This is a genomic window from Mucilaginibacter galii (genome assembly GCF_014635825.1).
Lineage (GTDB): Bacteria > Bacteroidota > Bacteroidia > Sphingobacteriales > Sphingobacteriaceae > Mucilaginibacter > Mucilaginibacter galii.
Genome location: NZ_BMDO01000007.1, coordinates 209,277 through 222,295, shown reverse-complemented (window position 1 = coordinate 222,295; position 13,019 = coordinate 209,277). Strand labels below are relative to the sequence as shown.

Genomic DNA, 13,019 nt, shown 5'->3' with positions numbered 1-13,019 from the left:
GGCGCTTTAAAGTTTACACTAACGGTTATAATTTAATGAACACTTAATTTACTTTACCATAGGGCTTAACAATGGCTTAATAGTTTTGCAGTTTCAACAATACTCATTTATCGTATGAAACACTATTTACTATTGGTGCTACTGGCAGCCGGCTTTGTTAGCTGTAAAAAGGACAAAAATAACGCAGCTGAGGTAAACGAAGACCCTTCGACGTTTACTGAAGTGGGCTCTATAGATATTGGCGACGCTGGTGCCGCCGAAATTACAGCTTTTGACCCGGTTACTAACCGTTTGTTCGTGGTAAATAACGGCACGGTAAACAAGATCGACGTGGTTGATTTTAAAGACCCGGCTGCTATGAAAGTAATTTCGTCTATCCAGATGCAGCCTTACGGTGGTGCGGTGAATAGCGTTGCTGTATACAACGGTAAATTAGCGGCGGCTATTGAATCTACCGATAAACAAGCCAACGGTAAAGTAGCGGTGTTTAATACGAGCGATAACAGCGAGGTAAAAGTGATTAACGTTGGTGCCTTGCCCGATATGGTAACTTACTCGCCCGATGGTAAATTCATCTTGACCGCCAACGAGGGAGAACCCAATGCCGCTTACACCAATGACCCTGCCGGAACGGTTTCTATTATTTCGGTAGATAACAATTACGCGGTAACTACCATAGATTTTTCGGCTTTTGTGTCGCAAAAAGCTGCTTTGGCTGCTAAAGGTTTCCGCATTTTTGGCCCGGGTAATGATTTTCTAAAAGACATTGAGCCGGAATACATTACTGTATCAGAAGATTCGAAAACTGCTTGGGTGACCTTACAGGAAAATAATGGTATTGCAAAAATTGACTTGGCTTCTAAAACTATCACCAGCATCTTTCCGCTGGGTTTTAAAGATTATAGCACAGCCGGTAATGAAATTGATCCGAGCGATAAAGACGATAAGGTAGGCGTGCCCGCCAAATGGAATGTGAAAGGCATTTACATGCCCGATGCTATTTCAGTTTTTACATCGAATAATATCCCATACCTGTTCACCGCTAACGAGGGTGATGCCCGTGAGTATACGGCCTTTGTAGAAGCCGAGCGCGTAAAAAATCTGACCTTAGATCCAACCGCTTTTCCTGATGCCGCTAACCTGAAAAAGGATGCCCAATTAGGCCGCCTAAACGTAACCAAAACCTTGGGCGATATTGACGGTGACGGCGATTACGACGCCTTGTATTCTTTCGGCGCACGTTCTTTCAGTGTGTGGAACGGATTAGATGGTACGCAGATATTCGACAGCAAAAACGAGCTTGATGCTAAAACGGTAGCCGCAGGTTATTACGATGATAACCGCAGCGATGATAAATCAGTAGAAGCGGAAGGTATGGCCATTGGCAAAATAGGAAATAAAATGGTAGCCTTTATAGGTATGGAAAGGGTAGATGCTGTTGCCGTTTACGATATCACTACGCCAACTAAGCCTGTGTTTTTGCAACTGCTTAAATGCGGCGATGCCCCTGAAGGTGTGCTTATCATCCCTGCTGCAAAAAGCCCTACCAAAAGAAGTTTGCTGGTAGTAAGCAGTGAAGATGATGGACAAATTAAGATTTATTCGCCTAAAGCGATATAACCAATTAATTCACTAAACAACAAGGGCTGGTTCAATATTGAACCGGCCCTTGTTGTGTTAAAGGTTTGTTATTGTTACAACGTGGCCAGGTCTATCACGAAACGGTAACGTACATCGCCTTTCACCATGCGGTCAAAAGCATCATGGATGTTTGCCATGTCTATTAGCTCAATATCCGAGGTAATGTTATGTTCGGCGCAAAAGTCAAGCATTTCCTGGGTTTGAGGAAGGCCACCCGCACCAGATCCGGCTATGGTTTTATTACCGGCTAAAAGCGAAAAGGCATGAATTTGATAGGGTTCGGCCGGTGCGCCAACGCAAATGAGGGTACCGTTGGTTTTAAGCATTCCTAAGTACAGGTTCAGGTCATGCTTGGCCGAAACGGTATCTATAATGAAATCGAATGTATTCTTTACCGTAGTAACCTGTGCTTCATCTGTGGTTACCACAAAGTGATGAGCGCCTAAGCTCTCCGCATCTTTCTGTTTTTTAGCCGATGTACTCAGGATGGTACCTCGGCACCGAAAGCCACGCCAAACTTTACGGCCATGTGCCCTAAGCCGCCTAAACCAACTACGGCCAGTTTGTGGCCTTTGCCAATTTTCCAGTTGCGTAGGGGCGAATAAGTAGTAATGCCTGCACATAATAACGGCGCAACAGCGGCAAAGTCCAACTTGTCCGAAACGTGAAGCACAAAACGTTCGTCAACCACAATGTTGTTGGAGTAGCCTCCATAAGTAGGTGCACCATCATGCCCAATGCTGTTGTAAGTAAGTACCGGGCTTATCATACAAGCTTGTTCAAGGCCATGGTTACATTCGTCGCAGTGCCTACACGAATCTACCAGCACGCCTACACCCACACGTTCACCAACTTTGAAGTTACTTACGTGTGCGCCGGTTGCCGAAACTATTCCCACAATTTCATGCCCCGGTACCATCGGGAAAACACCCGGGAACCAATCGTTTTTAATGTTATGAAGGTCGGAGTGGCAAACACCGCAGTACTTAATGTCAATCAAAACATCGTGCGGACCAACCTCGCGGCGCTCAAAATTCCAGGGCGCTAAATCTGTTTCAGCACTTTGTGCTGCATATCCTTTGGTTTGTATCATTTTGGTATCTGTTTATGTTTCAAAGATACCGTGTGGGCGAGGTGTGAAATTATGCCAATCAAACAAGATGTTATGAAATGGAAACAGCCTCCTTACGGAATTGATTAGGCGTGTGCCCGGTTTCTTTTTTAAAGAAAATGTTAAAGTTGGATGAATGTTCAAAGCCAAGGCAATAGCCAATTTGGGCGATATCCCAACTGCTGTGCAACAGCAAGGCTTTAGCTTCCTGGATAACTTTTTCGGCTATCCACTCGCTGGTGGTTTTGCCGGTAGTTTCTTTTAAAGCCCTGTTAAGGTGGTTGGTATGAACGGCCAACTGCGTGGCGTACTCGTTAGCATTTTTAAGGCGGATGATTTGGCTGGGAGAATCAATAGGGAACTGGCGCTCCAGCAACTCAATAAACAAAGCACTTATGCGTTGCGAAGCATTACCTGCTTGGTAGTAATGATCGGGCTGTTGCATTTTCAACGCTTCATGCATTAAAATTTGAAGGTAGCTTTTTACCAGTTCGTGCTTATTTACATAGCTCGACTGCATTTCGGCAAGCATGTTTTCGTAAATACCGGTGATGAAAGGGATCTTATCTTCCTGGGGAATAAACAGGTGGTTGTTGCCTAATTTAAACAATGGCGATTGGGCTAAGCTGCCGTTCCTCAGGCTGCTGTCAATAAAATCCTCAGTAAATACACAAAAGTATCCCAAAGGTGTATCGTTTAGGGGTTGCCATGAATAAGGAATCATGGGATTAGTGAAAGTTAAGCAGGGGCCTTTAATATGAATAGATTTATCGGAGTAAGAAAGGATGCCCTCGGTTTGGGTAACAAACGAAACTTTATAAAAATCGCGGCGGTTAGGTGGCAGGTAAGTGCGTGCGCAGCCAAAGTCTTCTATCCTGAAAACGTTAAATTGCCCCTGAGGCACTGTTTCGACATGCTGGCTATAGAACTGGTGTAAAGTTTCTTTAGTGCTCATGTATCAAAGTTATGAATTTCAAACAAGATAATGGCAATAGGGCAAGACGCTTGTGGTGTAAATAGAAGAGGGGGCACTTTGTGAACCCCTCCCTGCCCTCCCGAGGGAGGGACCTTTATTTTTTACATTTTATAAGCAGCTTGATAAAATTCCCTCCTTGGGGAGGGTGCGGCTGCCGGTGTGGTGGCAGGGAGGGGTTTAATGAACTGTCAGCCGTTAGCAAAAGGCTATTTACCAGTCCTTGCCTTTGCTACTTCAGCTACAGTCACGGCGCTGGCTTTGTTGCCAAAGTTGCTGCGTACATAAGTAAGTACATCGGCAATTTGCTGGTTGCTTAGGTAGTTGAGCGACGGCATAATGTTAGAGTATATATCACCCTCGATCTCTACTTTCTCGCTAAAGCCATTCAGCACAATTTTAGCCAGGCGTATTTTATCGCCCAGTACATAAGTGGTTTTAATTAACGGTGGATTCATGTTTGATACACCGCCGCCATCTGCCTGGTGGCAGCTGAGGCAGTTTTGCGTATACACCAGTTTACCGTTAGCTAAAGATGATGCGGCTGCCAGTGTGGCTTTTGTAGCAGTCTTTTTTTTTGCCGGGCTTTTTTGCGCCGTAGTGTAAGTGGTAACTGCGGTTAACACCGTTAAGCATATGAGTGTAAAACGTTTCATTATTTTTTGTTGTAAACTATGCGGTAAATGGTGCCTTTAACATCGTCGCTCACGTATAGAGAACCGTCGGGGCCTTGGGCCAGTCCGCATGGCTTGTGGTCAGCGCGGCCGCTGGCTGTTTTTTCTGGCGAACCGGTAAAGCCATCGGCAAACACTTCGTACTGGCCAAAAGGCTTGCCACCTTTAAACGGCTGAAACACCACAAAGAAACCTGCCTGAGGTTCGGGTGCACGGTTCCATGAACCGTGGAAAGCAATAAAGGCACCGTTTTTATATTTTTCGGGGAACTGGCTGCCGGTGTAGAAAAGCAAACCGTTTGGCGCCATATGGCCAGGGAAAGCAACCGCTGGTGTAATAGCCTCTGGCATACCTTCTTTTTTAGAATCGCCGCCATACTCAGGTGCCAGGATCTTTTTCTTTTGATCCTGATCGTAATAGATATAAGGCCAGCCGGCATTGTCACCTTTTTTAAGGGCATACATGCATTCTGCAGGGTAAATGGCCGATTGTTGTGTGGTGTACATAGCAGGGAAAAGATCATGCAGTTGGTCGCGGCCATGCTGCATTACAAATAGCTGGTTGTTTTGCTGGTTCCAGTCTAACCCAACCACATTGCGCAAACCGGTAGCATAGCGTACACCATCGCCATAAGTTTGGTTAAGCTTATCAGCTTTAAATTGCCATATACCGCCTGCCGAATCTAAAATAGGGCATCCCTTTTGGCCCATGGAACCCGGAGTACGGTCTTTTTCCTGGCAGGAGTTTGAATAAGCACCCACATTTACGTAGATGTTGCCCGCGTTATCCAATACTAATGATTTCGTTTCGTGCTGATTTTTCTCGATTAGTCCAGTCACAATCTTTTCAGGAGTGTTAGGGTCTATCACCTGCTGTTTATCGTTCAGTTTGTAACGGAAAACCTCGCTGTTAGAAGAGGCATATAAGTAGCCGTCTTTAATATACATGCCTGTGCCGCCGTAGTTGCCGAAGCCCTGCGTTTCGTCCATCTTGCCATCGCCGTTGGTATCGTGCAAAAACAAAACGCCTTTGCCATCTTTAGGCCGCGCCAGTTTAACATAGATATCGCCGGCCGGGGTTACGCTGATGTGCCTGGCTTTGCCTGTATTTTCGGCTGCCCTTAAAGCACCAAAACCTGCCGGAAGCTTTAAGCCTGCATTATCGGCATCGGCGCCTACTGCACTTGTGCTATTAATACCAGAGCCATACCAGAGCATACCGGCAACGGCCAGCATAGGTACAATTGTAGAAAATACTGCTTTAGATTTCATAACTGATTGTTGTACTCAAATTAACACATTTCCGTTTGCATAGCCAACATACGTAAGCCAACAATTTTGATACAAAACCCTGTACCATTTGCATTGCTATATGTTGCAACAAACATATTAATAGATGCCTTAAACCTTGGCTCTTTAATTAATGTCATACCTGCAAATTAACGAGAAATGAAAAAGTTTGTCTTATCAATCATCATAGCAGCAGGCGGTTTAATTACTCAAAATGCTGCAGCACAAGTTGGCGTTAACGTAGGTTTACGTATTGGGCCGCTGGTTATCAATCTTCATAAACCTATTGCCCCGGCTGTAGTGTACGATGATTTTTATTACCTGCCCGAGGTAGATGCCTACTATTCGGTACCTGAGCGCTGTTACTATTATATGGATGGAGGCGGCCGTTGGGTTAACGCCGCTTACTTGCCCGGCCGTTACCATGATTACGACTGGCGCACTGTCCGCCGTTACGAGGTAAGAGCTCAGCGTCCGTATGCTAACCACGAATATTATCGCAATAAGTACAATGGTAACCATGGCGGAAATTGGGGTAACGACCAATATGCCTACGGCAGACCGCAAGGCCGCGATGACCGCGGAAATTACGGACGTTTACCATCATCGCCATACGATTCAAACAATGCCGGTGGCCGCGGCAGCTACGGGCAGCCAAACCGCAACAACGGCGGTTACCGCAGCGATGATAACCGTGGAAACTGGGGTCGTGATAACGACGGTAATAATGATAGGGGAAATAATCGTGGTAATTGGAATGGCAGCAACGATAGGGGCAACGACCGTAATGACGCCAATAAACCCGGCAGAGGCCAGGGCGGTAACAACCCAAATTGGGGCGGACAGCAAGGCGGAAATAATGGCAACAACAATGCGCAGCCAAGCCGTGGCAATAATGGCCAGGGCGGAGGTTATAGCCAGCCATCTAACCAAAACGGCGGCCGCGATAACAACACCAACTGGCAGCCAAACCGTGGCAATAATAGCCAGGGCGGTGGTTATAGCCAGCCATCTAACTCAAACAGCCAGCCATCTAACCAAAACGGTAGCCGCGATAGCAATACTAACTGGCAGCCAAACCGTGGCGGTGACACCCGCCCTGCCGGACAAAACGGCGACCGTGGCGGAAACCGGGGTGCCGATGGCCGCGACAACATGCCCGACCGTATGCACTTTAGCAGAAATGCCATGGAAAGCGGCCGCATGCAGGTAGCCGGAAATTAATACAGCGGGTTACTATAACCACTCCATCATATATATTTCTCAATTGAAAAAAGGGCCGCTTGTCAAAGCGGCCCTTTCTGTTTATTAAACGGTTTTATATGCTTACGCTTTAATAAGCACTTGCCTCTGTTAGTTCATTAATAACCTCTTGTGGTAAATTTAATGATACCGATTGTGCTAACTCCTGTAACTGGCTTACGCTGGTAGCGCTGGCAATGGGTGCTGTAATGCCGGGGCGGGCAATAACCCATGCTAAAGCCACTGCCGCAGGTGTGCTGCTGTAATTATGCGCTGTATGATCTAATGCCTTTAGAATACGTTCACCACGCTCATTTAAATACTTTTTGATACCCGCACCGCGCTTGCTTTTGTGCAAATCGGCTTCGCTGCGGTATTTGCCGCTTAAAAAGCCGCTGGCCAGCGAATAGTAGGTAATCACACCCAAATCGTTCTCCCGGCAAAGTGGCTCCAAGGCTTTTTCGTAACCTTCGCGGTCATACAAATTGTTTTCTGGCTGTAAGCTGACATAAGCAGGCAGCCCCAAGTTGGCACTCGTATCTAAGGACTCTTTAAGTCTTTCGGGACTAAAGTTAGATGCACCTATAGCACGCACTTTTCCTTCCTTAATTAGCTGTTCATATGCTTCCAGCGTTTCCTGTACCGGTGTATTTGGATCATCGTAGTGCGACTGGTACAGATCGATATGATCTATCTGCAAGCGCTTTAAAGAATCTTCGGCGGCTTTAATAATGTATTGCTTCGATAGGTTCTTGCTCGGGTCGCTGGCGTTCATCGAACTGCCGCACTTTGTTGCAATAACCACCTGGTTGCGCTTGCCGGTTTTTTTCAACCAGCTGCCTATAATGGTTTCCGATTCGCCTCCTTTGTTGCCTGGTACCCAGCGCGAGTAAACATCGGCTGTATCAATACAGTCTAAACCTAAATCCACAAAGGCATCAAGCAGCGTGAACGAAGTTTTTTCATCAATAGTCCACCCAAACACATTGCCGCCAAATACAAATGGCGCTATGCTGATATCAGAATTACCTAAAGTTCTTTTATTCATTGTCGAAAGTAATGGCTGTATTGTTTGTTTCGGGGTTATTGATCTGTTCAACCAATTCATCAACCCAACCGGCAAAGTAAGGTTCGCTGCCTGCTATGCGTATCCAGTTACCATCAGTGTCGCGGGCAATTACCAGGTTGAGGGTACCGTCAATAGAATTGAATTCATAAGCCTCGCTGTAGCCCGATTGACTTATCGTATTTACCACGCCTTCTATCTGGCTGTCTGAACCGGTTAATATTGCATCAAATTGTTGTTCCATGATTGTTAGTTAATAAAGGTTACTGAAAGTTGTTATACAGATAATAATGTTGGGCTAAAATTGTTTTTTTAAAAGAGGTATGTGACAAGGCTTTAGTATTTGGAAAAACTATTATCTAAAAACAGATGTTATTAAACCATCAATTATAATCTATGCTTTTTAATAAAAACATTAAATATTTTCAGGTTGCCCAAGGTGTTTGGGGCATGCGCCTATTGTTTGTGAACGTATACATCGTGGCTAACCGCCGTGGTTTTCCGAAAGGCTGGGTGCTGGTAGATGCGGGTATACAAGGTTCGGCAAAGCGCATTATTGCTATGGCCGAAGCTATATTTGGACCCGGTGCACGCCCTACGGCTATTGTACTTACCCATGCGCATTCCGACCATACCGGTGCCCTGGAAGAACTGCTTGAACACTGGGATGTACCGGTTTATGCACACGAGCTGGAAATTCCATACCTAACAGGAAAATCATCTTACCCGCCTGCCGACCCAACCGTGGGCGAGGGCATGATGTCGCTGATGTCGGTATTTTTCCGTAAAAAACCGTTGGATATCAGCAAGAACGTGCGCATTATTGATATGGAAGAGGGAATACCTCAATTGCCTGAATGGAAGGTGATCCATACACCGGGGCACACGCCGGGTCATATTTCCTTATTTTTACCGCTTAACACAACCTTGATTGTAGGCGACGCCTTTGTAACCACCAAGCCCGAGTCGGCCGTGGCGGCATTGAGCAACATTAAGCATATATCGGGTCCGCCGCGATATATGACTACCGACTGGGTGGCTGCAGAGGCATCAGTAAAAATACTGGCCTATATGGAACCTCGCATAGCTGCCACCGGGCACGGACCGGTAATGCGTGGTCGCGAGTTGCAGGAAGCCCTGCGTAATTTGGCCGATAACTTTGAGCAGCTGGCCATACCATCGGGAGGGCGCTATACAGATAAACCAGCCGAAGCCGATGAAACAGGTACCTATTACGTGCCTCCATTTAAGTCTACCACTAAATTTAAAGTGGTGGTTGGGTTAATGGCTGCGCTGGCCGGTTTTGCGGTTACCCGCACTTTGGTCAAATAGTAAGTAAGTATATTGTTACCTTTACCGTGTGGAAAGAGTAACGCCAGATAGCCAGATCTTAGTTGAAATTATAAAAATGCCCATGCCTTTTGGCAAACATAAGGGCGTTTTATTGTGCGATTTACCGGTGAGCTACCTTGAGTGGATGCACAGCAAAGGTATGCCTGCCGGTAAATTAGGCATGATGCTCTCCACCGTTTATGAGATCAAGATCAACGGGCTCACGTCAATTTTACATTCGGTAAAGAATGCGGTGAACACTAAGCGCCTGTAGTTTACGTATGTATAGGTATGAACAAGATCATCACCTATCTGGCGTTAATGCTGCTGGTTTGCAGCTGCGCTGACGGACAACCCGGTAAAAATAATCAATTTGCTGCGCTGCCCCAGCCCAAGGCTGGTGAAGCTGTAGCCACTTTTGGAGGAGGCTGTTTTTGGGCCATGGGCGAGGCCATGCTGGAACTGCGCGGCGTTAACCGGGTGGTATCTGGTTATGCAGGCGGCAATACCAAAAACCCTACCTACGAAGAAGTTTGCACCCGCACTACCAACCACGCTGAAACAGTACAAATTTATTACGACCCTAAGAAAATAAGCTACGCCACCTTAGCCGAAGCTTTCTTTTACGCGCACGACCCTACTACCCTTAACCGCCAGGGACCAGACACCGGTACCGATTACCGTTCCATAGCTTTTTATCGTACACCCGAAGAAAAGCAGACATTGCAGCAGGTAATTGCCAAGGTGAACACATCAAAACACTATCCCAGCAAAATAGTAACCCAGGTAGAACCCTTCAAGGTGTTTTATCCCGCAGAGAAATATCATCAGGGCTATTACAGGTTGCATTATAATGATAACGACTACCTGACCGCCGTATCCGAGCCGAAGATCATGAAGATGCGTAAGGCTATGAAAGCACAGTTAAAGCCGGAGTTTCAAAAATAGGAAAAGAAACCTGTTAGGGCCGTCGAAGACTCAACAAAGCGGCGCATACAAAGTCAAGCTTCTTTAAGAAGCTGCCTTAAAGCCGGTTAAACCAGCCTTTTTTCCAAAAGAACAACAGTTGTATTAAGCCAATGAACACCATAATGCCTACGCAATACAGGTAGCCATGCGGTTCATACAGCTCGGGCATGTTTAGCGGGAGTGATTTATTCGTATGCGGGTCGGCAGGAGCGAAGTTCATGCCGTATACGCCGGCCACAAAGGTTAGCGGGATAAAGATGACCGATATAATGGTGAGCACCTTCATGATCTCGTTCATGCGGTTGCTTACCATGCTCAGATACAAATCCATGTTGCTGGCGCTTATTTCCTTATAACTTTCTATCAGGTCAATGATCTGGATACAGTGGTCGTATGCGTCGCGCAGGTAAGTTTTGGTTTCCTTAGTAATGAGCGGGCTTTCGGTGCGGATCATGTCGTTGATCTTGTCGCGCTCTGGCCAGGCAGCGCGCCGCAGTACAATAAGTGTACGCTTGAGGTGCTGGGTATCGTACATAATGCTTTTGTTGGCATTTTCGTAAATACGATCTTCAATGGCTTCCATGCTTTCGCCAATTTGGTTAAGCGCCACAAAATACCAGTCTATCACGGTATCAAAAAGGGCATAGCAAATAAAGCCCGGCCCTAAATTGCGGATAGGGCTTTTATTTACATTAATACGTTTTTCCAGACCTTCAAAGTTTTGCTCATAGTTTTCTTCAAAACTAATTACCATGTTATCTTTCACGATAACCGATAGCTGCGTATTATCCAGATCGCATTTATCGTTACAGGTTATAAGGCGGCCGGTGGCAAACACGTATTCGTCAAATTCATCAAATTTTGAACGCTGATGCGTATTCATAATATCTTCAAGCACCAGGTCGTTAATGTTGAGTCGCTCGCCAATTTCTTCAATCAATGCAGCATCTCCCAAACCATTTATCTTTATCCAATGCGTGTGATCATTGCAATGGCCGAGTTGATCTAAGATGGTTTTTATGCTTTCACCTTCCGATTTTACCAGCTCTTTGTCATTGTAAGAATATATTTTTATCCGTGGTTTCAGGGCACCCTCAGGCACGCGAATGGTACCGGGCTTGTCGCCTACGTTGCTGGTACGACGGTGCAGCTTTACGCGCTTATAATCTATGGCGGTCATTTATTTACAGGTAATTGATGCTCTGCGGGCCTTGGTTAAACAGCAGATCTACTATACTCAGGTCTTTAAGGAAACCCTTGCGCTCTTCAAAAACCTGAAAATAGGGTTTTTGTTCAACCAACGCGTCTTTTTTAGGATGGATGGCATTGCGGTAGTCTGTAGCCTCCGGATATTCGCGGTGATACTCATCGGTATACTGCAATGGTATGGGCATCTTTAAAAACTTAAGAATCATGGTCAGTAATTCCTGGTTGTATTCAAATAGGTTATCAAACCGCTGCTGGTAAAAGCGAGCAAAACCATCTTCGTAAAACTCAAAATAGGCCGACCGCCTGTAGCACGACTCCAAACTCATCCAGTGTAAACGCTGCCACCTAAAATCGTTGCTGATCTTTACCTCATGAGTTGGGGTATGCACCTTGGAACCTTTTACCACCGGTACCACCAGCGTAAGCGCACCATCGGGCGAGTAAATGTTGGCCCGGTTGCGGTATGTTTGCTTAGGAAAATGCTCGTGCTTTTCTATCAATATATTGGGCTTATACTGGTTCAGGGCTTTAAAATAACTTACCGGGGGTAAATAAAAGAGCGGTAAGAGGGCGCCTTTTTCCATCATATAAATTCTTTATGTTTGTGCTTTAAATGTTTCTGCGAAAGTAATGATAAAGAAAGGTTTTTCCAGCTTAGGTGTCGGTTTGCTATACCTGGTCTCCTTACTGCCTTACTTTATATTATACCTCATTGCCGATGTGCTCTTCTTTTTACTTTACCACGTAACGCATTACCGCCGCAAAGTGGTGCAGCAAAACCTGGCCAACGCTTTTCCCGAAAAGTCGTTGGCAGAGCGGCAAAGCATTGAAAAGAAGTACTTCCGTTTCCTGGCCGATTTAATTGTGGAGACTATAAAACTCACTACCCTCTCTCAAGAAGAGGTAATAAAAAGGGTGCGAATAGAGAACCGGCAAATGCTGGATAACGCCGCTTTTAAAAAAGGTAAAAGTATTATAGGCGCAGTTGGGCATTATGGTAACTGGGAAAGCGGCTGCCTGCGCATGGGTTTAATTACCGAGCGGCCCTGCATTATTGCTTACAAGCCTTTGTCTAACGAGGTATTTGACCGTTTTTTTTATAACCTGCGTACACGTTTTGGCGCATATTTGGTACCCATGAAAAATACCTTTCGCAAAATTGTGTCGCACAGGCATGAGGTGACGTTTACGGTGCTGGCCGGCGATCAAACCCCATCGCGCGAGGAAGCCGTGTACTTTACCAATTTTTTAAACCAACCCACAGCCGTATTTTTAGGTGTTGAAAAGCTGGCCAAAGCTACCGATAGCCTGGTGGTTTTTTGTGATGTAAGGCGCGTAAAACGTGGTTATTACTCGTGTACATTCGTACCTTTGTTTGATAACCCCAAGCTTACTGCCGAGTACGAGATCACTAACGCGCATGTGCAGTACCTTGAAAATGTAATTAGAGAAGAACCCCAATATTGGCTATGGTCTCACCGCAGGTGGAAATTTAAGCCAACGATATAAAGTA

Annotated in this window: 15 protein-coding genes; 6 read left to right on the top strand and 9 right to left on the bottom strand. The window is 45.8% G+C overall.

The window, feature by feature from the left end; all coding sequences use genetic code 11:
- Positions 1-114 precede the first annotated feature (114 nt).
- The gene (locus IEV61_RS13925) at positions 115-1,620 is read left to right on the top strand and encodes a choice-of-anchor I family protein (RefSeq protein ID WP_188417632.1); all 1,506 of its coding nucleotides are present in this window, start codon (positions 115-117) and stop codon (positions 1,618-1,620) included.
- A 74-nt stretch (positions 1,621-1,694) separates the two neighbouring features.
- On the opposite strand, the gene IEV61_RS20740 is transcribed toward IEV61_RS13925, so the two are convergent.
- The 5 genes from IEV61_RS20740 to IEV61_RS13905 form a co-directional block, all read right to left on the bottom strand.
- Positions 1,695-2,069: a zinc-binding dehydrogenase gene (locus tag IEV61_RS20740; protein WP_308472331.1), complete on the bottom strand. Its 375-nt coding sequence runs from the start codon at positions 2,067-2,069 to the stop codon at positions 1,695-1,697.
- A gap of 53 nt (positions 2,070-2,122) precedes the next feature.
- Positions 2,123-2,734 (bottom strand): NAD(P)-dependent alcohol dehydrogenase, encoded by a 612-nt coding sequence (locus IEV61_RS20735; RefSeq protein WP_308472330.1) that lies wholly within the window; start codon positions 2,732-2,734, stop codon positions 2,123-2,125.
- A 70-nt stretch (positions 2,735-2,804) separates the two neighbouring features.
- The gene (locus tag IEV61_RS13915; protein WP_188417631.1) at positions 2,805-3,707 is read right to left on the bottom strand and encodes a helix-turn-helix domain-containing protein; all 903 of its coding nucleotides are present in this window, start codon (positions 3,705-3,707) and stop codon (positions 2,805-2,807) included.
- 227 nt (positions 3,708-3,934) lie between these two features.
- Entirely contained in the window at positions 3,935-4,381 is a 447-nt protein-coding gene (locus IEV61_RS13910; RefSeq protein ID WP_188417630.1) for a c-type cytochrome, read from the bottom strand.
- Positions 4,381-5,670: a PQQ-dependent sugar dehydrogenase gene (locus IEV61_RS13905; RefSeq protein ID WP_229747141.1), complete on the bottom strand. Its 1,290-nt coding sequence runs from the start codon at positions 5,668-5,670 to the stop codon at positions 4,381-4,383. Before IEV61_RS13905 ends, IEV61_RS13910 begins: the two co-directional genes overlap by 1 nt.
- Positions 5,671-5,847: 177 nt before the next feature.
- On the opposite strand from IEV61_RS13905, the gene IEV61_RS13900 reads away from it, so the two are divergent.
- Positions 5,848-6,912 carry a hypothetical protein gene (locus IEV61_RS13900; protein ID WP_188417629.1) on the top strand — a complete coding sequence of 355 codons (1,065 nt, stop codon included), beginning with the start codon at positions 5,848-5,850 and terminating at the stop codon, positions 6,910-6,912.
- A 109-nt stretch (positions 6,913-7,021) separates the two neighbouring features.
- Here IEV61_RS13900 and IEV61_RS13895 read toward each other — a convergent pair whose 3' ends face one another.
- Positions 7,022-7,978: an aldo/keto reductase gene (locus tag IEV61_RS13895; protein ID WP_188417628.1), complete on the bottom strand. Its 957-nt coding sequence runs from the start codon at positions 7,976-7,978 to the stop codon at positions 7,022-7,024.
- A complete protein-coding gene (locus IEV61_RS13890) occupies positions 7,971-8,240 on the bottom strand; it encodes a hypothetical protein (RefSeq protein ID WP_188417627.1) in 270 nt (89 codons plus the stop codon). Before IEV61_RS13890 ends, IEV61_RS13895 begins: the two co-directional genes overlap by 8 nt.
- Before the next feature lie 152 nt (positions 8,241-8,392).
- Here IEV61_RS13890 and IEV61_RS13885 point away from each other — a divergent pair, with 152 nt between their 5' ends.
- Genes IEV61_RS13885 through msrA form a run of 3 tightly spaced genes read left to right on the top strand, consistent with a single transcriptional unit; the run spans position 8,393 to position 10,276 of the window.
- On the top strand, positions 8,393-9,328 hold the full coding sequence (locus IEV61_RS13885; protein WP_188417626.1) for an MBL fold metallo-hydrolase: 936 nt from the start codon (positions 8,393-8,395) through the stop codon (positions 9,326-9,328).
- A gap of 28 nt (positions 9,329-9,356) precedes the next feature.
- Complete coding sequence (locus tag IEV61_RS13880) at positions 9,357-9,602, top strand: DUF3820 family protein (protein ID WP_188417625.1); 246 nt, start codon at positions 9,357-9,359, stop codon at positions 9,600-9,602.
- A 17-nt stretch (positions 9,603-9,619) separates the two neighbouring features.
- Positions 9,620-10,276 carry a peptide-methionine (S)-S-oxide reductase MsrA gene (gene msrA / locus IEV61_RS13875; protein WP_188417624.1) on the top strand — a complete coding sequence of 219 codons (657 nt, stop codon included), beginning with the start codon at positions 9,620-9,622 and terminating at the stop codon, positions 10,274-10,276.
- A gap of 76 nt (positions 10,277-10,352) precedes the next feature.
- On the opposite strand, the gene corA is transcribed toward msrA, so the two are convergent.
- Together corA and IEV61_RS13865 are read right to left on the bottom strand one after the other, a co-directional pair.
- A complete protein-coding gene (gene corA, locus IEV61_RS13870; protein WP_188417623.1) occupies positions 10,353-11,477 on the bottom strand; it encodes a magnesium/cobalt transporter CorA in 1,125 nt (374 codons plus the stop codon).
- A 4-nt stretch (positions 11,478-11,481) separates the two neighbouring features.
- Entirely contained in the window at positions 11,482-12,093 is a 612-nt protein-coding gene (locus tag IEV61_RS13865; protein ID WP_308472329.1) for a WbqC family protein, read from the bottom strand.
- Positions 12,094-12,136: 43 nt separating this feature from the next.
- On the opposite strand from IEV61_RS13865, the gene IEV61_RS13860 reads away from it, so the two are divergent.
- Positions 12,137-13,015: a lysophospholipid acyltransferase family protein gene (locus tag IEV61_RS13860; RefSeq protein WP_188417622.1), complete on the top strand. Its 879-nt coding sequence runs from the start codon at positions 12,137-12,139 to the stop codon at positions 13,013-13,015.
- The last annotated feature ends 4 nt before the right edge of the window (positions 13,016-13,019 follow it).